20 protein-coding genes are annotated in these 20,809 nt (G+C 35.9%); 9 read left to right on the forward strand and 11 right to left on the reverse strand.

Going from position 1 to position 20,809, the window contains the following annotated elements:
- Positions 1 to 267: 267 nt before the first annotated feature.
- Together PUH65_RS14280 and gcvH are read right to left on the reverse strand one after the other, a co-directional pair.
- Positions 268 to 675, reverse strand: a complete 408-nt coding sequence (locus PUH65_RS14280) for a VanZ family protein (RefSeq protein WP_305520786.1) — start codon at positions 673 to 675, stop codon at positions 268 to 270.
- Positions 620 to 997: a glycine cleavage system protein GcvH gene (gene gcvH, locus PUH65_RS14285; protein ID WP_305520787.1), complete on the reverse strand. Its 378-nt coding sequence runs from the start codon at positions 995 to 997 to the stop codon at positions 620 to 622. Before gcvH ends, PUH65_RS14280 begins: the two co-directional genes overlap by 56 nt.
- Before the next feature lie 267 nt (positions 998 to 1,264).
- Here gcvH and PUH65_RS14290 point away from each other — a divergent pair, with 267 nt between their 5' ends.
- A complete protein-coding gene (locus tag PUH65_RS14290; protein ID WP_305520788.1) occupies positions 1,265 to 2,551 on the forward strand; it encodes an aldehyde dehydrogenase family protein in 1,287 nt (428 codons plus the stop codon).
- 95 nt (positions 2,552 to 2,646) lie between these two features.
- Here the strand turns inward: PUH65_RS14290 and PUH65_RS14295 are convergent, their stop codons facing one another.
- Entirely contained in the window at positions 2,647 to 4,386 is a 1,740-nt protein-coding gene (locus PUH65_RS14295) for an ABC transporter ATP-binding protein (RefSeq protein WP_305520789.1), read from the reverse strand.
- Between the two features lie 91 nt (positions 4,387 to 4,477).
- On the reverse strand, positions 4,478 to 5,209 hold the full coding sequence (gene truA, locus PUH65_RS14300) for a tRNA pseudouridine(38-40) synthase TruA (RefSeq protein WP_305520790.1): 732 nt from the start codon (positions 5,207 to 5,209) through the stop codon (positions 4,478 to 4,480).
- 240 nt (positions 5,210 to 5,449) lie between these two features.
- Between truA and PUH65_RS14305 the strand changes: the two genes are divergently transcribed.
- A complete protein-coding gene (locus PUH65_RS14305; RefSeq protein WP_305520791.1) occupies positions 5,450 to 5,941 on the forward strand; it encodes a metallophosphoesterase in 492 nt (163 codons plus the stop codon).
- Positions 5,942 to 5,969: 28 nt separating this feature from the next.
- Here the strand turns inward: PUH65_RS14305 and PUH65_RS14310 are convergent, their stop codons facing one another.
- Both PUH65_RS14310 and cdd read right to left on the reverse strand, forming a co-directional pair.
- On the reverse strand, positions 5,970 to 6,854 hold the full coding sequence (locus PUH65_RS14310) for an exopolyphosphatase (protein ID WP_305520792.1): 885 nt from the start codon (positions 6,852 to 6,854) through the stop codon (positions 5,970 to 5,972).
- A 67-nt stretch (positions 6,855 to 6,921) separates the two neighbouring features.
- A complete protein-coding gene (gene cdd / locus PUH65_RS14315) occupies positions 6,922 to 7,401 on the reverse strand; it encodes a cytidine deaminase (protein WP_305520793.1) in 480 nt (159 codons plus the stop codon).
- Between the two features lie 318 nt (positions 7,402 to 7,719).
- Here cdd and PUH65_RS14320 point away from each other — a divergent pair, with 318 nt between their 5' ends.
- Positions 7,720 to 8,286, forward strand: coding sequence for a ferritin-like domain-containing protein (locus PUH65_RS14320; protein ID WP_305520794.1), 567 nt, complete (start codon positions 7,720 to 7,722; stop codon positions 8,284 to 8,286).
- A gap of 30 nt (positions 8,287 to 8,316) precedes the next feature.
- Complete coding sequence (locus tag PUH65_RS14325) at positions 8,317 to 10,455, forward strand: catalase (RefSeq protein WP_305520795.1); 2,139 nt, start codon at positions 8,317 to 8,319, stop codon at positions 10,453 to 10,455.
- 51 nt (positions 10,456 to 10,506) lie between these two features.
- Here the strand turns inward: PUH65_RS14325 and PUH65_RS14330 are convergent, their stop codons facing one another.
- The gene (locus PUH65_RS14330; RefSeq protein WP_305520796.1) at positions 10,507 to 12,342 is read right to left on the reverse strand and encodes an FAD/NAD(P)-binding protein; all 1,836 of its coding nucleotides are present in this window, start codon (positions 12,340 to 12,342) and stop codon (positions 10,507 to 10,509) included.
- 186 nt (positions 12,343 to 12,528) lie between these two features.
- Here PUH65_RS14330 and PUH65_RS14335 point away from each other — a divergent pair, with 186 nt between their 5' ends.
- A complete protein-coding gene (locus PUH65_RS14335) occupies positions 12,529 to 13,086 on the forward strand; it encodes a ferritin-like domain-containing protein (protein ID WP_305520797.1) in 558 nt (185 codons plus the stop codon).
- Between the two features lie 146 nt (positions 13,087 to 13,232).
- Positions 13,233 to 14,279, forward strand: coding sequence for an NADPH dehydrogenase NamA (gene namA / locus PUH65_RS14340; RefSeq protein WP_305520818.1), 1,047 nt, complete (start codon positions 13,233 to 13,235; stop codon positions 14,277 to 14,279).
- A gap of 145 nt (positions 14,280 to 14,424) precedes the next feature.
- On the opposite strand, the gene PUH65_RS14345 is transcribed toward namA, so the two are convergent.
- Positions 14,425 to 15,351 carry a malate dehydrogenase gene (locus PUH65_RS14345; protein WP_305520798.1) on the reverse strand — a complete coding sequence of 309 codons (927 nt, stop codon included), beginning with the start codon at positions 15,349 to 15,351 and terminating at the stop codon, positions 14,425 to 14,427.
- A gap of 300 nt (positions 15,352 to 15,651) precedes the next feature.
- Here PUH65_RS14345 and epsC point away from each other — a divergent pair, with 300 nt between their 5' ends.
- Positions 15,652 to 16,467: a serine O-acetyltransferase EpsC gene (gene epsC, locus PUH65_RS14350; RefSeq protein WP_305520799.1), complete on the forward strand. Its 816-nt coding sequence runs from the start codon at positions 15,652 to 15,654 to the stop codon at positions 16,465 to 16,467.
- 53 nt (positions 16,468 to 16,520) lie between these two features.
- Positions 16,521 to 17,453, forward strand: coding sequence for a cysteine synthase A (cysK, locus tag PUH65_RS14355; protein WP_305520800.1), 933 nt, complete (start codon positions 16,521 to 16,523; stop codon positions 17,451 to 17,453).
- 54 nt (positions 17,454 to 17,507) lie between these two features.
- Here the strand turns inward: cysK and PUH65_RS14360 are convergent, their stop codons facing one another.
- Both PUH65_RS14360 and PUH65_RS14365 read right to left on the reverse strand, forming a co-directional pair.
- Positions 17,508 to 18,242 (reverse strand): DNA-formamidopyrimidine glycosylase family protein, encoded by a 735-nt coding sequence (locus tag PUH65_RS14360; RefSeq protein ID WP_305520801.1) that lies wholly within the window; start codon positions 18,240 to 18,242, stop codon positions 17,508 to 17,510.
- A gap of 64 nt (positions 18,243 to 18,306) precedes the next feature.
- Positions 18,307 to 19,320, reverse strand: coding sequence for a nucleoid-associated protein (locus tag PUH65_RS14365; RefSeq protein ID WP_305520802.1), 1,014 nt, complete (start codon positions 19,318 to 19,320; stop codon positions 18,307 to 18,309).
- A gap of 214 nt (positions 19,321 to 19,534) precedes the next feature.
- Here PUH65_RS14365 and PUH65_RS14370 point away from each other — a divergent pair, with 214 nt between their 5' ends.
- The gene (locus tag PUH65_RS14370) at positions 19,535 to 20,098 is read left to right on the forward strand and encodes a hypothetical protein (protein ID WP_305520803.1); all 564 of its coding nucleotides are present in this window, start codon (positions 19,535 to 19,537) and stop codon (positions 20,096 to 20,098) included.
- Positions 20,099 to 20,404: 306 nt separating this feature from the next.
- Here the strand turns inward: PUH65_RS14370 and PUH65_RS14375 are convergent, their stop codons facing one another.
- Positions 20,405 to 20,617 carry a helix-turn-helix domain-containing protein gene (locus PUH65_RS14375; RefSeq protein WP_305520804.1) on the reverse strand — a complete coding sequence of 71 codons (213 nt, stop codon included), beginning with the start codon at positions 20,615 to 20,617 and terminating at the stop codon, positions 20,405 to 20,407.
- Positions 20,618 to 20,809 lie beyond the last annotated feature (192 nt).

Raw genomic sequence — 20,809 nt, forward strand, 5'->3', positions numbered from 1 at the left:
CGCAACTCTTTTGTGAAGTTTTATTCATATCGGAGTAAATATGTTTATAACGACATGGTTAACAGAATACTACAAACTACAAAGTTATCCACTTTATGTAAAGAGCACGATTTGCGGTAGGGATAGAAGTGGAAATCCCACAGCAAGCGCAGGATTTAGCCAAGGCGCGAGGAATTGAAACGGATAGCCCGACCCAAGGTGTGGGAAAATTATGCAGACATTTTGTAAGCCAGGAGAGGGAACCGCCCAAGGAAATAAAAAAACGCACTATATAATAGTACGTTCAAATTTTTTGAAAATAAAGTAACCTATGAGAACTCCGACCATATCTGCGATTAAATCGAGAAACTCTAACGAACGGCCCCAATGCATTTCATCCTGCAGGATTTCGGTGAGCATACCGTAAAGCATCATAATCTGTATAAAGTAGAAAAACTTGATTTTGGGAAATGCTGCCATAAAGGTGAACCCCAAAAATGTGAAGATACTTAGGTGTAAAACCTTGTCGATCCCCTCGAACATAAAGGGATACTCCAGGTTTTCTACACCCGGCTTGAGGAGCATAAAAGTAAGAAATGCCCAGTAAATGGGCAAAATCTTACTAAATATTTTTGAAACTTTATCCAAGTGATGCTTGGTATTCTTCTGCTGAAAGGAGTTCTGACTGATCTGCACCTTCTGTAATTTCAACTTTAATAATCCAACCTTTCCCGTAAGGATCGGTATTTAAAAGTTCCGGTTGATCTTCTAAGTCAGTATTAAATGCTGATACGGTTCCATTAACTGGCAAGAATAAATCAGAAACTGTTTTCACTGCTTCTACACTTCCGAAAACATCTCCGGCAGAAAGTTCGTCATCTACAGAATCAACATCTACAAATACGATATCTCCCAATTCGCCTTGAGCAAAATCAGTAATGCCGATGGTTGCCGTGTTTCCTTCAATTTTAACCCACTCGTGGTCTTTGGTGTACTTTAATTCGCCTGGTAAATTCATTTTTATAATTTTATTCTTCAAAAATAATTAAAATTATGTGATATTCAAAAGTTTCTCTCTTATTTAATGAAGACATTTATCAGAATTGATTTCTAACGACATGGCTTTTAACCTATTTTTCATTTTAAATGATAATCATTGCCCGCATCAATTCTTTAGTTTGTCTTGTTTTCTTAAATTTGTTACCTCTAATTAAAACATTCACCTTAATTGCAATTCCTCATTCCTTATATCTATAGAATTGCAAACACTTAAATTATTCAAATAATGAACATCGACAATAAATTAAAAATTTCTCAAAAAACATTTGACACCTGGAAAAGTGTCCCTTTTAAAGAGAAGCAAAAGTTACTCAAAAAATTAGCAAAAGGTCTGGATGAGAATGCAGAGAAGTTTGGGAAAATCATTACTAAAGAAATGAACAAGCCCATCACTCAATCAATTGCCGAAATTAAGAAATGTGCATTGATGGTTCGATACTATGCAGAAGCAGAAAATATTCTGAAACCAGAAAAAATTAAAACCGAATTCAGCGTTTCGGAAATTCATTATGTTCCGAAAGGAGTTATCTTGGGAGTAATGCCTTGGAATTTTCCATTTTGGCAGGCAATTCGTTTTGCGGTTCCGGCAATCCTGGCCGGAAATACGGTTGTATTGAAACATGCTTCAATTTGTTTTGGAAGTGGAAATGCGATTGAAAAGATTTTTCTGGAAGCAGGTTTCCCGAAAGGTGTTTTTCAGAATCTAGAAATCGGACATGCCGAAGTGAAAACCGTTTTAGAAAATCCCATTGTTAGAGGAGTAAGTTTAACCGGAAGTGAAAAAGCCGGTGGCGAAGTCGCTTCAATTGCGGGAAAAAACATTAAAAAATCACTCTTGGAATTAGGCGGAAGTGATGCGTTCATCGTCTTAGATGACGCCGATTTAGAAGAAGCGGCAATTTCCGGTGCAAAATCCCGACTGCTCAATTGCGGTCAAGCGTGTAATGCAGCAAAGCGATTCATTATTCAGAAAAATACGGAAAAGAAATTCCTTCCAATCTTTGTTAAAGAATACCAGAAATTCGTAGCCGGCGATCCTATGAAAAAGAAGACCAATATGGCGGGAATGGCTCGCCCCGACTTGGCAGATGATTTGGAAAAGCAATATAATATGGCCTTAAAAAATGGTGCAGAAATTATTTTGCCACTCGTAAGAATTTCGGCAAATGAATTTGTTCCAGGCTTAATTAAAGTAAAATCGGGAAATCCAATTTTGAAAGAGGAACTTTTCGGTCCACTCGGAATGGTCATGATTGCTAAAGATGATGAACATGCAGTTAAACTGTCAAATGAAATTCCGTTTGGATTATCTGATTCGGTTTGGACAAAAGATAAAAAAAGACAACAATTCTATATCGACAATCTGGAATCGGGAACGATCAGCATTAATAAAGGAACGAGTTCTGATCCGAGATTACCGTTTGGTGGTGCAAAATCTTCGGGTTATGGAACCGAACTTTCGATGGTTGCCTTAAAAGAATTTGTAAATGTTCGAACAGTGGTTGCGAAATAAATTAATTTCACACCATATATACAAGAGTCCGTTCAATAATTTGAACGGACTCTTTTTTGTGCAATCTTCCGATATTGAATTTTTATGATTAGTGATTATTCAATCACTTCCGCTTTCAACTGCGAGCGATATAAAGTAGAATAATATCCACCTTTTGCCAGAAGTTCATCGTGTTTTCCTTCTTCCACAATTTTTCCGTGTTCCATTACGATGATCTTATCTGCATTTACAATGGTAGAAAGTCGGTGCGCAATAATTATTGAAGTTCTGTTCTTCGTAATTTTTTCGGTGGCGCGTTGGATTAGTTTTTCACTTTCGTGATCGATAGAAGAAGTCGCTTCATCAAGAATTAAAATTTTCGGATCAGAAAGATAAGCACGCAAAAATGACAGTAATTGTCTTTGACCTAACGAAATTGAAGAACCTCTTTCCCGAACAACATAATCGTAACCGCCCGGCAGACTTTCGATAAATTCATCAACTTCAATATCTTTCGCAACACTTTTTATCTTTTCTAAAGTTACCGTTTCATCACCGAAAGCGAGATTCTCGAAAATACTTCCGTGGAATAAAAACACGTCTTGAAGAACTACACCAATATGACTTCTTAAATTATACAATTCGTAATCCTTTAAATCAACATCATCCAATAAAATTTTACCAGAATTAATATCGTATAATCTTGTGATTAAACTGATAATCGTAGATTTTCCCGCTCCAGTTGCACCAACAATTGCAACCGTTTCTCCAGGATTTACTTTGAAACTGATTCCTTTTAAAACCTCCTGCTTTTCGTCATAAGAAAAATGAACATTTTTAAATTCTATTTTCCCATCAAAATGAGATTTTGCAACCGTTCCATGATTTGGCATCGCGAAATCTTCATCCATTACACCAAGAACTCTTTCTGCGCCCACGATTCCTCTCTGAATATTATTAAAACGATCCGCAATCTGCCGAAGCGGACGAATCAACATCGATATAAACTGAATAAATGCAATCACTTTACCAGCCGTAATTGCAATAAAACCTCCATAGAAAAGAATGAATCCTATAAATAAGGAAGAAATTAATTCAACAACAGGAAAAAATAAAGAGAAGATAAAAACCGTTTTTAACAACGCATTTTTTAAGGTAATGTTAATATCATCGAACTTTTTAAATTCCGCATCCTGTCTATTAAATACTTGTATCAAAGACATTCCGGAAAGTCGTTCCTGCACAAATGAGTTCTGGTTAGAAGTCCAGGTTCGTTCATCACCAAAGGCTTTCTTTAATCTTTTCTGGAAAAATCGCGTAATCACAACCATTAAAGGAAGAATCACCAAAGAGATATAACTCAGGTGAACATCAACCTGAAACATCATAAACAAAACGAAAACGATGCGAAGAATATCGCCGAATACCATCAGGAAACCATCCGTATAAACCGTGGCAATCGTTTCCACATCACCAACTGCACGAGTTACCAATTGTCCGATCGCTGTTTTATCAAAGAAAGAAGTTCGGAAATAAATAAGTTTATGATACAGTCTTTCCCGAATATCACGAATTACATTTTGAGAAATAAAATTGGAAAAATAAACCAAAAAGAAATTCAAAATAGTTTCACCAAAAACCAGGGCGACCAAAATATAAATATGCTTCATCATCAACCCTTTATCCCGAAGTTGAATAATGTCGGTATCTACAATCTGCATCGTTAAGTACGGTCGATAGGTAGAAATAATCGACAGCACGATGGAAATAATTAAAGTAACAATAAACCACGACCGAAATTTCATTCCGATTACAAATAGTCGTTTAATTATATCCCAAGTCGATTGTTTCTTCATATTGTATTTAAAAATCCGGTGCAAAAATACGGAATTTTGCAGCGATGAAAGGATGGTAAAGATTGAGTTTTGAAATTGTTCCGATTGATGATTAAAAATGATAACCTACATCAACTAAAAACAAACCTTGCGGCGGTGCAGAAGTTCCCGCAGAATTTCGATTTTTGTCTTCAATGATTTTTCTCAAATCTTCCGGTTCAATTTTTCCGTTTCCAATTTCAACCATTGTTCCGACGATCGCCCTAACCATGTTTCTTAAAAACCGATCTGCAGAAATAGTAAATTTTAAGTCCGCACCATTCTGCTCCCAAAACGCTTTATAGATTTTGCAGTTATTGGTTTTATTGTCGGTGTGCAATTTCGAGAAACTGGTAAAATCTTCATATTCAAAAAGGATTTTGCAGGCTTCATTCATCCTATCAACATCCAAATCCCTTTTCCAGATTTGCCAGGCCGCATCTTGCGTGAATGGATTTTTCTCTAAATTAATATAATATTCATAAGTCCGAAAAGTCGCATCAAATCGAGCATGAAAGTCTTCTTTAACAGGAAAAATTCTTTTTATTGCAATATCCTGTGGCAAAAAACTATTCAATTGATAGGTCAAATTATCACCAATATTTTTTTCGGTGTCAAAATGCGCGAATATTTTCTTCGCATGCACGCCGGTATCGGTTCTCCCCGCTCCCGTCGTTTTAATTTTATCCCGTAAAATCGTAGACAAAGCATTTTCCAAAACTTCCTGCACAGAAATTTGATCAGGCTGAATCTGATAGCCAAAATAATTTTTACCCGAATACGAAAACTCTATACAATACCTCATCGGCTGCAAATTTACAGAATTTTTAGGAGCAACAAATGTTCGATTCTTAACAAGTTCAGTCCCGCTTTCCGTTCCAATCTTTTTTGCCTCGTCTTGAAACGAGACAAAAAAGGATTTACACTGCAATCGGGGCTAGAATACCAAGCAGTTTTTCATTCACCATTTTAAATTCCGTAAAACAATATCTGAGATAAGTTGATAGCGCCTGCGTGTTTCAAAAAAAAGTAAGAAATTTACCTCATGAAAATACTCCTCCTCTCCGACTCCCATTCTTATATTGACGACCGAATTTTAGACTACGTAAAAAACGCAGATGAAATTTGGCATTGTGGTGATTTTGGAAATCTGGAAGTCATTGAGAAATTAGAAAAAATAAAACCTTTACGCGGAGTTTATGGAAACATCGACGGCACAGAAATCAGAAAAATATTCCCGGAAGTTTTGCGATTCAAATGTGAAGAGGTAGAAGTTCTAATGATTCACATCGGCGGTTATCCAGGAAAATATACGCCTTTAGCCAAAAAAGAAATCGAAGAAAAGAAACCAAAACTTTTTATTTCCGGACATTCTCACATTTTAAAAGCGATGTATGATCAGAAAAACAATTTACTTCACCTCAATCCAGGCGCAATGGGAAAAGTCGGTTGGCATCAAATGCGTACGATGATGCGTTTTGAAATTAATGGTGACCAGATTGAGAATCTGGAAGTGATTGAATTGGGAAAGAAATAAAAGAATCTAAACCATAAAGTAAATTATTCTACTTCTTCTGCAAACCCTCATAAATGCTATGAATCAAACCATCAGCAACTGAAATTTTTGGGACGAATATTTTATCAATATCGCTCCAACTCATCACATTATTGAAAATCTGTAACGCCGGAACCAAAACATCAGCACGGTCTTCCCGAAGATTAAACTTGCTCATTCGTTCGGCTACCGTAAGGCTGCACATTTCTTTATAATACTTTTTAAGATAAGCACTCGACATTGGTTTGCCGTCTTTCGTTTTACTCATCGAAAAAATCTTGTTGATATTTCCGCCGGAACCAATAGCAACAATCGGTTTTTTGCTGTTGATATTTTTGCGGATATCTTCTTTCAGTTCCTTCCACAGATCTTCCTTAACCAACCCATCGAGCAAACGGATCGTTCCGATATTAATGGATTTTTCATACTGCATTTTTCCATTTTCGTAGAACATTAATTCTGTGGAACCACCGCCAACATCTATATAAAGATAAGCCGAGTTTTTATCGAGCGCATCAGCCACGTGATTTTCAAAAACCAAAGCGGCTTCTTCATCACCCGTAATAATTTCGATATCAATTCCGGAAGTATTTTTGACTTGCTTGATGATTTCTTTTCCGTTTTTCGCATCGCGCATCGCACTGGTTGCACATGCACGAAAATGCTCCACTTTATAAATCTTCATCAAATTACTGAAAACGTTCATTGAGTCAATGACCATCTGTTCTCTCTCAGGACCGATTTCTCCTTTCGTAAAAACATCCATTCCCAAACGAAGCGGAATACGGAGCAGGTTGAGTTTGGTGAATTGCGGTTTCCCTTTTTTAGGTTCCGTTACTTCATTAATCAACAGGCGTGCTGCATTACTTCCGATATCGATAGCGGCAATTCTCATGGTGTTTAAAAAATTATCTTATGGAAACATCTTCTTTAATAAAGATAAAACCACTCATGTATTTTAATTAAAGGTAAGAAGCATCAAACGAAAAGGGCAATAATTCTCGGATTGATCTTGTTTTAAAAATCTCACCACCAAGGGACGCAAAATAGATTTCTATTTCGTCTTTCTGTTTTGCCTCATATTCCAAAATAGATTGTCGGCAAGCGCCACATGGTGGAATCGGCACAGACGCAGTTGCATTTCTGGGCGCACCAATCACAAAAAGTTTTTTGATTTTCACATCTGGAAAATTGGCTCCCGTATAAAAAATCGTCGTTCTTTCGGCACATAAACCGGAAGGATAAGCCGCATTTTCCTGATTGCTTCCTGTTATAATTTCGCCGTTCTCAAGCAGAATTGCACAGCCAACGGTAAAGTTAGAATAAGGTGCGTACGCTAAATCGCGAATTGCCATTGCTTTATCGAAAAGCGTCTTCTCCATTGCATCGAGGTGGTCGTAACTTTCGATGGCTTCGAAATTAATTGTATGTTGTTTTTCCATTGATAAAAATAGGATAGTAAAGATAATGGTTTTTTTTCAAACTGCTTCTATAATGTATACACCGTGGAAAATTGTTTCTTTTAAAAAACTTTAAGACTACTTCTTTTTAATTAAACAGGATTCATTATTTCTTTAAAAATTATTAAAATAAAAAATTTTGGTTTAAAAGTTGTTTGTTATAAAACTCCAATCAACACCATCATTATCAATATTTTATAGTATTTATTTTTTTCTTTTAAACAGAAAATAAGATGAATATTATTAAAGGATATTTCAAAATAAAGTTATTAAACCAAATTAACATTAAAAATAGAAAAAATGGAAACTAAGAAAAGCAAAGCACCAAAGGCCGAAAAAAAATCGGTTGCAAAAAACTTAAAGGAATTTTTTATTGACTGTTTAAAAGACATTTATTGGGCAGAAAATGCCCTGGTTAAAACGTTACCGAAAATGTTTGATCAAGCCACCAATCAAAAATTAAAAACTGCAATCAAAGATCATTTGGCTCAGACCAAAGAACATGTGGTAAGACTGGAAGCCGTTTTCAAATCGATGGGCCTAAAAGCAGAAGGTAAAAAATGTCTGGCGATGGATGGAATCATTAAAGAAGGAGAAGAAATTATGGAAGAAACTGCAGAAGGTCCAGTTCGTGATGCCGGAATTATCGCCAGCGCACAGAAAGTGGAACATTATGAAATTGCGACTTACGGAACTTTGGCGGCTTTCGCTAAAACATTAAATGAAAGAACTGCGCTTGATTTATTATTGAAAACTTTAGGCGAAGAAAAAAAATCCGATTGTCTACTCAGCACAATTGCCGATACCAACTTGAACTCGCAAGCCGTGGATGGAAAACTTCAGTCTAAAGATTTAAACGCTGTTTAAAATTAATAATTATACCCAAAGAAAATTACTATGAAAATAAATGAAAGCGAACCGTTTGAAAACGGAGCCAATCCAAAACAAGAACAGTTAGGAAAATTCACGACCGATAATCAGGGAGAATTCCTGACGACTGATCAAGGTTTAAAAATAAACGACGACCAAAACTCTTTGAAAGCAGGCGAACGCGGCGCCACTTTATTAGAGGATTTTATACTAAGAGAAAAAATTACACATTTCGATCATGAACGAATTCCAGAAAGAATTGTACATGCAAGAGGTTCTGGTGCCCACGGAGTTTTCGAACTTTACAAACCGATGGGAAAATATACGAAAGCAAAATTTTTAAATGATACTTCAATTAAAACTCCGGTCTTTGTAAGATTTTCAACTGTTGCAGGATTTAGAGGTTCAACGGATGTTCCCAGAGATGTTCGTGGATTTGCAGTGAAATTTTATACGCAGGAAGGAAACTACGATTTGGTTGGAAATAATATGCCGGTCTTTTTTATTCAGGATGCCACGAAATTTCCGGATTTGGTTCATGCCGTAAAACCTGAACCTCACAACGAAATTCCACAAGCCGCTTCTGCACACGATACGTTTTGGGATTTTATTTCGCTCATGCCGGAAGCAATGCACAATATCATGTGGTTGATGAGTGACCGCGCGATTCCCAGAAGTTTAAGAATGATGGAAGGTTTCGGAATTCACACCTTCCGATTTATTAATGAGGCAGGAAAATCACATTTTGTGAAGTTTCACTGGAAACCAAAACAAGGCGTTTTAGGTTTAGCCTGGGACGAAGCACAAAGAATTGCAGGAAAAGATACCGACTTCCACCGTCGCGATTTGTGGGAAGCAATTGATGAAGGCCATTATCCGGAATGGGAATTGGGTGTTCAGATTGTTCCGCAAGAAGATGAACATAAATATCCGTTTGATTTACTGGATCCAACGAAATTGATTCCGGAAGAAATGGTCCCTGTGGAAATCATTGGAAAAATGACTTTGAATAGAAATCCAGATAATTTCTTTGCAGAAACAGAACAGGTTGCTTTCCACCCAGGACATTTGGTTCCGGGAATTGACTTTACCAACGATCCATTATTACAGGGAAGATTATTTTCGTACACCGATACGCAGATTTCGCGATTGGGCGGGCCAAACTTCCATGAAATCCCAATTAACAAATCAATTCCGGAAGTGACGAATAATCAGCGCGACGGAATGCACAGAATGCAGATCAATAAAGGAAAAGCACATTACAATCCAAACTCAATTGGTGGTGGTTGTCCGTTTCAGGCGATGATGTCGGAAGGTGGATTTACTTCTTTTGAAGAAAGAATTGATTCTAACAAAATTAGAAGAAGAAGCAAAAGTTTCTTCGATCATTTCAGTCAGCCGGAGTTGTTTTACAAAAGCATGTCTGCAGACGAGAAACGACATATCCAGGATGCGTTTGCCTTTGAATTAGGAAAGGTGAAAATTGTTCCGATCCGGCAGAGAATGGTGAATATGCTTTTGGAAGTTGATGAGGAATTAGCGAAAATCGTAGGTGAAAAATTAGGACTGGTCCCAGCGAAATTACCACAGCCAATTACAGGAAGTATTCCTGCCGATGGTGATTTGAAACATTATCATTCTTTTAAAGAAAAACTTCCGATTAAGGATGCGCCTTCTTTAAGTATGGCAAATAAATTACCAACGGACATTAAAGCAAGAAGAATTGCGATCCTGACAGCAGACGGCGTAAACGATGAGGCTTTCACAAAATTTAAAAAAGAGTTGTGTGATATGGGAGCAATGGTCGCAGTTATTGCACCTCGTCATGGATTCGTCACAACGAAATCCGGTGACCAATATCCAATTGATGAGAGTTTGCTCACTGCTGCCTCTGTCGTTTTCGATGCGGTTTATGTTCCGGGCGGTGAGAGTTTAAAAATACTTTCTGCAAATACAGATGCTCTTCATTTCGTGGCAGAAGCCTTTAAACATTGTAAACCAATTGGGTCAGATAAAGATGCAGTTGATTTCTTGAAGAAAGCGATTCCCGAAATTAAACTTCAAACGAAAGGAGTTTCTACAAAAGGGAATTTGCAGGATTTCGTAAAAGATATTGAGCAACACCGTTTCTGGGAAAGAGAAGTTAATCCGGTTGTGCCGGCTTAATATGATTTTGAAATCAATAATAAAGGCTCCTAAACTGGGGCCTTTATTTATTTATAATCCGTCGATATCTTCGTACAGTTCGGTGATGGTTTCTATTTCTTCACTTACATTTTTATCCTCCTTGATTTCTGCCAGCCAAGATTCAACCAAAATTAAACTCGTTGCACTGCAGGCTTGAAGTCCGTAGGAATATGGTCGTAATCCATTGGTATGCGTGAAATTGATGTCATATAAAAAACTGTTGGTGGAATTATCTTTATTAATAGTCCGATAACTCGAATCAATTTGAATTCCGGACAATTTCATTTCCAGACCGCTATCGGTTTTTACGATATGATCTTCTGATTTTCTCAACTGTTCTTTACCAAAATTCTGTTCGGCAAATGGTGCAGTTGCAGGACGAACAACTCCCTGTTTTACCAAAGTTTGAAAAGGAAAATCCTCCAGTTCTAATTTTTTCCCGCCACCACAGTTTACAAATAACTGATATTCAACTTCTTCTTTATTACCATCTGCTGATTCTACTACGATTTTTGTTTTATTTTCTTGAAATGCATCTTCTGGAAAATTGACATAACCTGCTTTTAATTCAATACAATTCGCATCGTACAAGGCTAAAAGAATATCTGCTGATTGCAACGGTAAAGCCGCAATAACATTCATCAAAAAGGACATAATTTCTTTGTGAAAAAAGAGATGATCTTCGGCTGGCAGAAGTTCTGCGTGATAATTTAAACTGTACATTAAATCATCCAAAGTTTCCATCCAGTAAATTGGAATTTTATGATTAATGGAATTTCTAGCGGTGACCATTTCTTTCTTCATTCCTTCAAAAGAATCTACATAATCATGTTTTTCAGACATTAAGGCGACCAGATCTTTAAAACTGAAAGTTGAATCTTGTAACTGATCAACAACGTGCGTCAACCGGTCTTTCCGAAAAGCCTCAATCAGAGCAGGTCTGCATAAATGATCAAAATAATCTTCGATTCTTAAAAACCCATTTTCATCAATTAAATCTAACAATTGATTTCTGGTAAAATGGCGAAAAATTTCTCGGATAGGTTCCTTCTGTTCGTACTGAAGATGCGGCAACCAACCTTCGGAAGAGTGTAATACCAACTTAAATTTTGGATTGGCTTCATTTAATTTAAAAGTCAGTTTTTCATTAACCTTGCTAAAAGTTCCATGTCGATGAGCCAAAGAAGTAACCACATCGAAAGCACTTAAAGACGCTCCCAATGTTCCAACCGGGAAATTATATCCCTCTTTATTTTGTGGAATTAATTTATGAATCGGCCAGGGAGAAGCATAATATCCAGACTCGGGTTTGTCCTCCCCTTTCCATTCATGCCCGTTTGCAATAACTACAGTCGAAAAATTGTGTTTCTCATTATGACAATCGGTGATGGTCAATTCTTTTTCCGAATCTTTTGATACATCCAAAACCTCACATTTTACTTTTTGAAAAATCTGAATTCCTTTTGATTCTAAAGAAGATATCAGTTGTTTAAACTGTTCCTCAAAATAATGGCCTAAAGAAACGCGGCTATACACTTCAGAGTCATCAATCGGTAAATCGGTTACATTTAATTTTTTCAGTGCATCTGAATTTTGCCTGCGCAACCAATCACCGAAAGACTCCTGTAACATGGGGATTTCTTCGGAGGAAATATTAGCCAGATTATAAATATCTGTCGTTTTCGGGTGGTAAGGCATTCCCATTCCCAATATTTCTTCTTTTTCAAAAATCGTAATTTTTTTAATTTCCGATCTTAAAACTTCTATATTTTCCAATATATATTTAAGTAAGAAAAGTGCTGTGGGTCCACTGCCTACGATGGCTATATTGGATAAATCACTTTTACTAATTTTAGGACTTCCCATAAATTCACTCAATTTTTTAGTGATATAAAGATACAGGATTTTGAACTTCAATTCCCATAACCTTATTTATAATTACTTGGTTAATAAAAACCGTGAAAACACTCATAAATTAACAACGCTATTATTGTAGTTTTACTTATGTAAATTAATATAATTTACTTTTCTGAAAAATAATAAATGAGACTTATGAAAAATATAGAAAAACCGCTTCAGTCTCCCTCTCAAGGTGAACGGTTACATTCGCTAGTAGTACTCGAAGATTTTTATATAAAATCACTGCAGGAAATGTATTATGCGGAGACCCAAATAGCAAAAGAATTTTCTTTGATAAAAGATCATATTATTTCTACAAAATTAAATGATATTCTTAAAACTCATTTTACAATTCATTTAAAACACATGGAGCGACTGGAAAAAATATTCGCTTCAAGAAATGAAGTTATCGAAGCCAGAAACTGCGGAACCTTCGATGCTTTACTTTCGGAAGGACTCAAACATCTTTCTGTTTTTGAAAATGACATTGATAATTGGGAAATCGCACTCATTTTGGTTTCGCAGAAATTGACTCACTACAAAATTGCATCTTATAGTGGTTTGGCTCATCTTGCCATTAAATTGAACTATTATAATGCAGCAACTTTATTGGCTTTTAGTGTTCAGGAAGAAGAGGAATATATCGCTCATAATTTAGACGGTATCATTGATTCATTTTTGGCTTCTAACATTGAAGGCTTTAAAAATTAAATCATATAATCTAATGGGCGAAGTTCACTTAAAGGTTTTCATTTTGAAAACCTCTTTTCGTTGTATTGATATTATGAATGAGTAAAGATTAAACATCAATTCCCCTTTTCGTAAATTTGTTTCCTTATTTAAAACAATTATTTATGATTTTATATTCTCCGATTACATTTAGAAATCTCGAATTAAAAAACCGTTGGGTAATGTCGCCAATGTGTATGTATTCCAGCGAAAATGGACTTGCTAATGATTTTCATTTTGTTCATTACGCAAGCAGAGCGCAAGGTGGTACTGGATTAATCATTGTAGAAGCGACCGGAGTTGTACCCGAAGGTAGAATTACACCTAAATGCGCCGGATTGTGGAACGATGAACAAACTCAAAGTTTCAAAAAAATCGTGGATTTTGTCCATCAAAATTCTGAGAGTAAAATTGGAATTCAGTTAGGGCACGCTGGCAGAAAATCTTCGACTTGGAATGGTAAACAACTTTCTTTAGAAGAAGGTTGGGAAACCGTTGCACCTTCCAAAATTCCTTATCATGAAAGTGAAAGAGTTCCGCACGAATTAACCATTCCGGAAATTAAAAAATTGGTGCAGGATTTTAAAGATGCAACGAGAAGGGCCTTAGAAGCTGGATTTGATGTGATCGAAATTCACGCGGCTCATGGTTATTTGATCCACCAATTTATGTCGCCTCTATCAAATGTGAGAAACGATGAATATGGTGGTAGTTTCGAAAACCGAATTCGGTTTCTCGTAGAAATTGTAGATGCTGTTAATGATCTGCTCGATGAAAACCATCCATTATTTGTAAGAATCTCTGGGACTGAATATACTGAAAATGGCTGGAGTCTTGAAGAAAGCGTAGAACTTGCGAAGTTTTTAAAAGATAAAAAGGTAGATTTAATTGATGTTTCGAGTGGAGGAAATATTCATGGTGCGAAAATTACTTTGTTTGATGGTTACCAAGTTCCGCTTGCTGCTGAAATCAGAAAAAAAACCGGAATGAAAACTGGCGCAGTTGGTTTAATTAAAACTGCTGAGACTGCTGAAGAGATTTTAGAAAAAGGAGAAGCAGATTTAATTTTAGTGGCACGCGAAATTTTACGAAATCCTTATTTGGCAATTCAAGGCTCCTTTAATGGAAAAGGAGAATGTGATTTCCCACATCAATATGATCGGGCGAGAATTTAGAATACCTTATTCCTCAACAAAAAAAACGCATCTTTATAAAGATGCGTTTCTCTTTTTTGGTAATTTATTAAAAATTAAAACCATTATTTTTAAAGGACTTCACCCTTTGCTATTGATTTCGCCACTTTGTGACTCCGTTTGAAATCTAGAATTTAAGATCACCATTTACTTCACGAACTGCTTGTGCAGCGGTTGCGAATTTTTCTTTTTCTGCGTCAGTTAAACTGATTTCTACGATTTTCTCTACACCGTTTGCTCCAATAATTGCAGGAACTCCAAGGCAGATGTCGCTTTGACCGTATTCACCATCTAACATTAGTGAACAAGGAATCATTTTTTTGTGATCACAAAGAATTGCCTGAACCATCACAGAAACTGCAGCACCTGGTGCATACCAAGCAGAAGTTCCTAATAATTTAGTTAAGGTTGCACCTCCAACTTTGGTTTCTTCGGCAACGTGATTTTGTTGTTCTTCGCTTAAAAACTCAGTTACCGGAACTCCATTTCTAGTTGCTTTGGTCATCAAAGGTAGCATTCCCGTATCACTGTGAGCAGCGATTACCATTCCATCAACATCAGAAATCGGACATTCTAAAGCCTCGGCTAATCTGTATTTGAAACGTGCAGAATCTAAAGCTCCACCCATTCCGATGATTTGGTTTTTCGGTAAACCTGAAGTTTTGTGAACCAAGTAAGCCATCGTATCCATTGGGTTAGAAACTACGATGATGATTACATTTGGCGAATGTTTTACCAAATTTGCAGTAACTTCTTTTACGATTCCTGCATTGATTCCGATTAATTCTTCACGCGTCATTCCTGGTTTTCTTGGAATACCAGAAGTAATTACGGCAACTTTTGACCCAGCAGTTTTGCTGTAATCTCCGGTTGTTCCAGTAATTTTGGTGTCGAATCCGTTCAAAGAAGCGGTTTGCATTAAATCCATCGCTTTACCTTCGGCGAAACCTTCTTTAATGTCAACTAAAACAACTTCTGCTGCGAAATCTTTCATCGCAATGTATTCTGCGCAACTTGCACCCACTGCTCCTGCTCCTACTACGGTAACTTTCATATCTATTTATTTATTTATTTTTAAAGGTGATATGGAAACTTGCGTTTCATATCTATTGATTTATTCTAATCTTATTAAACTTTAATTTCGTTCCTTTTTTTAATATTAATGAAACCCAAATTTACGAAATGTTAAAGTTTTGAGCAATTTTTATTGTTATTAAAGTTTTCCCAAACTCCACGATAATCATTACAGATTTATTAATTGGAATCTATTTTGATGATGGTACAAGTCATTAATTATCTTAAGTCAACACATTGAACTATATTTTGTACTAAATTTGTTGAAATAAAACACAAAATGGGATTTGCTAAAAGAATTCACGAAGGTTATTCTAACCGAAAATATGACATCGATAAAAAGAAAATCGAAGACTTTATCGATCGGTTCTTTCGCTTCATTTTTTTCCTGGAATATCAAAGATGTTCGGATTTGAGCAATATCGAAGAACGCCTCAATAATTTTAAAAATGAATTTAATGAAATACTTACTTCAGTAACAGAGGAAAATGAAAGTGTAAAAACAGAAACCTTTTTTGCAAGTTTTCCCCAGATTTATAATATGCTGGAAAATGATGCGCAATCAGTTCTGGAAAACGATCCAGCAGCACAAAGTATGGAAGAAGTTTTATTTTCGTCGCCTGGATTTTTTGCGATTGCGGTTTATCGATTTGCTCATGAATTATACAAAAGTAATATTCCGCTCATTCCCAGAATCTGGACCGAATTCGCACACAGCAAAACAGGAATCGACATTAATCCCGGCGCTAAAATCGGAACTCCGTTTTTTATTGATCATGGCACCGGAATTGTGATTGGAGAAACTACAATTATTGGTAATCATGTTAAAATATATCAGGGTGTTACTTTGGGTGCGCTGTCTGTTTCTAAAAATTTACAGAACATGAAGAGACATCCTACTATTGAAGATAACGTAGTGATTTACGCAAATGCGACCATTTTAGGAGGCGAAACCGTTATCGGAGAGAATGCATTGATTGGCGGTAACGTTTGGATTACCGAAAGTGTGGCAGCAAATTCTGTTGTTTTTCATAAAGGACAAGTCACCGTGAAGAATAAATTTCCTGGTAATGAACCGATTATTTTCAGTATTTAAAACTCAGCAATTATCTAAACACAAATTAAAAACAACTATTTAAAATTTTTTATATGAAACTTAATAATATATTAGAAGCCATCGGTAATACACCGGCTGTAAAGATTAATAAACTTTTCCCAAACAATGTAGAAGTTTGGATGAAATTAGAAAAACAAAATCCGGGTGGAAGTTTAAAAGACCGCATCGCTTTAGCAATGATTGAAAAAGCGGAACAGGAAGGTAAAATAAATAAGGACACTTTAATTATTGAACCAACCTCTGGAAATACGGGTGTTGGTCTTGCTATGGTTTGTGCGGTGAAAGGCTACAAATTGGTTTTGGTAATGCCAGAAAGCATGAGTGTTGAAAGACGAAAACTGATGAGTTCTTATGGTGCATCGTTCGTTTTGACTCCTAAAGAAAAGGGAACTTCCGGCGCAGTTGCCAAAGCGGTGGAAATGTCGAATGAGATTGAAAACTCCTGGGTTCCTCAACAATTTGAAAATAGTGCAAACCCAGAAATTCATGCAAAAACTACGGCGCAGGAAATTCTAAATGATTTTCCGGAAGGTTTTGATTACCTCATCACAGGAGTTGGGACTGGTGGCCACATCACAGGAGTTACGGAAGTTTTAAAACAGAAATTCCCTAATCTAAAAAGTTTCGCAGTGGAACCAAAAGATTCCCCAGTCATTTCTGGTGGCGCGCCGGGACCGCATCCTTTGCAGGGAATTGGCGCTGGTTTTATTCCAAAGGTTTTAAATACCGGAATTCTGAGTGGAACAATCGAAGTAGAAAAAGCCGAAGCATTTGAATTCACAAAACGCTTAGCAAGCGAAGAAGGGATTTTGGGCGGAATTTCAACAGGCGCATCACTTGCAGCGGTTAATAAAAAGTTAGCAGAAGTCCCAGCAGGATCTAAAATCCTTACTTTCAATTACGATACCGGAGAAAGATACTGGTCTGTAGAAGGGCTTTTTGAGGAGAATATCTATAAAGGATAAACAAATCAGAACTATATCGTAAATCAAACAAATCCTGCAATACGCAGGATTTTGTTATTTGTATAGTTTCTGACATTTTAGGCAAACATATGTTTTGCGTTTTATTTTGCCGAGTTCTTCTATAAATAATTCCGATTTATCTTTCGGGCAAATCATCTTTCCGTAAATCATTGCCGTTTCTTTCACCTTATCGGTTTTTAATAAATTTAAAAATTCCTCAGAATAATCAACAACCATCTTCAGTAAGAAAATAAGTTTCTTTTCTGGGATTGATTTTACCAAACTGTCGGGATGAATTTTTGCGTGATACAGCGATTCTATTCTAATGATATTTCCAACTCCGGCGAAAATATTTTGATCCATTAAAACGTCGCCAATCATTTTATCACCTTGATTGGTTTGCAATTCATTTAAAACAAAATCTTCATCGAATTCAGGTTTTAAAACATCGGTTTTAAAATTAAAATGATCGTTCGGTTTTCCTTTGTAAAATTTGGTCTTTGCAACATAAAAATTAATTTCACTTTCTCCGAAATGTAAAGCAAAACTAGCATTTACCTTTTTACGTTTGTTCACCAACATCGAGCCGAACAATCCTAAATGAACGCTCACAAAGAAATCTTTGAAAACAAAAAGTAGATTTTTACCATATGTTTCAATGTCGATTAATTTAAGGTTTACGATTTCAGACTTATCCATTTCGACATAACCCGACGCTTCAGAAACAGTTTTCCCTTTGAATCTTTGCAGTTTATTTTTAAGAAAAAGTATGGACGGACCTTCTGGCATTATTTAATTTTTAATGGGATGATTGGTAAAGATAAAACATTGTTAAATGAAATATTCGATCATTTTATTTTTCTTCATCAAAATAAAGTCGATAATATTTTCCTTTTTCATCACTTCCCTGCTCAATCATTTTGCGATCACCATGAACATAAATGCTGAAATTTTTATCGAGTTTAATGATACTTTTAAAACCGCGACTTTGCTTCTTAACCGCAGATTCATTGATAGCAAAATCCTCTGAAATAGATACCTGCATCTCCTGCTCATAATCAGATTTAAAGTTGCTAAAACTCTCAATCACATTCTCATCTTGCAAAACTTCTTTGGTAAATTCATCAAAATCAAACTGTTCTTTCTCTTTGAAAAATTCGATTGATTTATTTAAAAACTCAGCTTGATCTGCTTTGGTGGTTTCAAATTCCTGTGGAAGTTGTTTGGTGATGAATTCTTTGTAAACTGACAAAGTTTCCTGAGTATGAAAATATTCGTTGTCGCGTTGTTTTACTTTCAAAAAATCTTCGAACCAATAATACATATCGCCATTTTTATTATTGTCGATGACAGAAACTGCGTATCCCGATTCTTTGAAACTGTTGTAAATAATACAGCCTTTATCGAGTTTTGCTAATCCGATTCCGTAATCCTTTTCAATATCGAAAGCGTCACCTTCCGGGAAAATTTTCAGAAAGGGCAATTTATTTTCGGTTTTAAAAATCCCGATGGAGTTGATTTTTTCGCCGGCGATTTCTTCACCCTCAAAAAAACAAACAAAAAGTTCACCTGCTTGCACGCGTGGATTTTCGGTTATATTATATAGATGTTCGGCAATGTTTTCTGATTCATAAATGAACTTTGAAAGATCTTCAAAAATTTCTGAAGCCGAACTGAAAATCGGATTATTCACCAAATAAGTATCGCTATAAAACTGAAACTGTTCTTCGGACTTAAAACCTTTCAGGAAAAAATCTTCCAGCATTTCCTTCATTCCTTCTTCGGGTTGATATTCCTCTTGAGAAAGGATTAGCGATTCCTGATTAATTTTATTTCCGACTTTATGGATGATTATTTTGGTGAGCATTATTATAGAATTTTTTGTGAGTGCAAAGATATTTTTAAAAGATTGAAGGAGGAAACTTTTAAAGAAAAATATCAAAACTTAAAAATGAAAAGTTTATAGTTTCATTAAAAGTTAAGATATTATTAAAAACATTAAACTTTCAAAAAATACAAAATCTTGGAATTATAGTTGATGTGAAAAACGGCAAATAAATATTAATCAAAAAAAATTGAACATGAAAAAGGAAAGAGTGATTAACACACAGAAAGCAGTGATTGCTGCGTTATTTTTTGGAGCGACAACTTTTGGCTTTGCGCAAGATACAAATCCAGTACAAGAAAATGCTCCTGCAAGTGAGCAGGTTCAAGTTGCCCAACAAAATCCAGTAATAGAGGCTTTAAAGAAACAAATTGAAGCCAATCCCAATGATACAGAAGCGATCGTAAAATTGGCAACGGTTTATCAGGATGAGAAAGACTGGACTAACGCTTTGGCAACGTGGCAGAAAATGTCAACTTTATTGCCAGATTGGGCACCATCTTATTACAGCCAGGCGTATGTGTACCAAAATATGAAAGATGAGGCCAATGCAAAAGTGGCGTATGAAAAATACATTGCAGCAGTAAAGCCAGAAGAAGTTGAAGCCAGCAAAAAGAATTTGGCTTATGCGCATTTCTTTGTGGCTTACAAACTAGCTGAAACCAATAAAGAACAGGCGAAACAGCATATCGCTAAATCTTTAGAATACGATGCTACTAATGAGGAAGCGATTAAACTAAATACATTTCTGAATCAATAATTAAAATGCCTCACTTGAGGCATTTTAATTATATACCACACAAAAAAACTCCCCAAGTTTTCACTTGGGGAATTCTGAATAAAATTATTGGTTGACTAAGTGATTACTTAACTTCTTCAAAAATAACGGATACTGATAATCAATTGGTTATAATTTCATGGTACAAATAAGGTATTGAATAATATATAGATTTCTACTTGAAAAAACCTAATCGACTACTAATCATCACTTTATACTTTTCTTGATTTTCTAGGTTTAAAATTGTGATTCTATAGCATAAGGATGTTGAATAATGGTTCGTTTTTCTTATTTCTCAATTTCCTTTAACGATGCTGGAACTAATTTACTGCCAAACATCAGTAGAACGTGATTCACTTTTGCAAGACTTAAGTTATCCTTTCCTTGTTCTATTTTCCGAACTACCGTTAAGGCAACACCAGCTCTTTCAGCAAATTCCTGCTGTGTAAGTTTTGCTTCTTTGCGTTTATCTTTGGTAAACTGTGCTAGATTTTTATACATTGTTATATGCTTTTGCAAGTATTTTGGAAAAAACGGACAAATTGACCACCCAGATTCGGAGTAAATTGACCACCCAGATTCGGAGTAAATTGACCACCAGATTCGGAGCAAACTGACACCTGGATTCGGAGCAAACTGACACCTGGATTCGGAGCAAACTGACCACCTGGATTCGGAGCAAATTGACCACCT

Source organism: Kaistella sp. SH40-3 (assembly GCF_030686865.1).
GTDB lineage: Bacteria > Bacteroidota > Bacteroidia > Flavobacteriales > Weeksellaceae > Kaistella.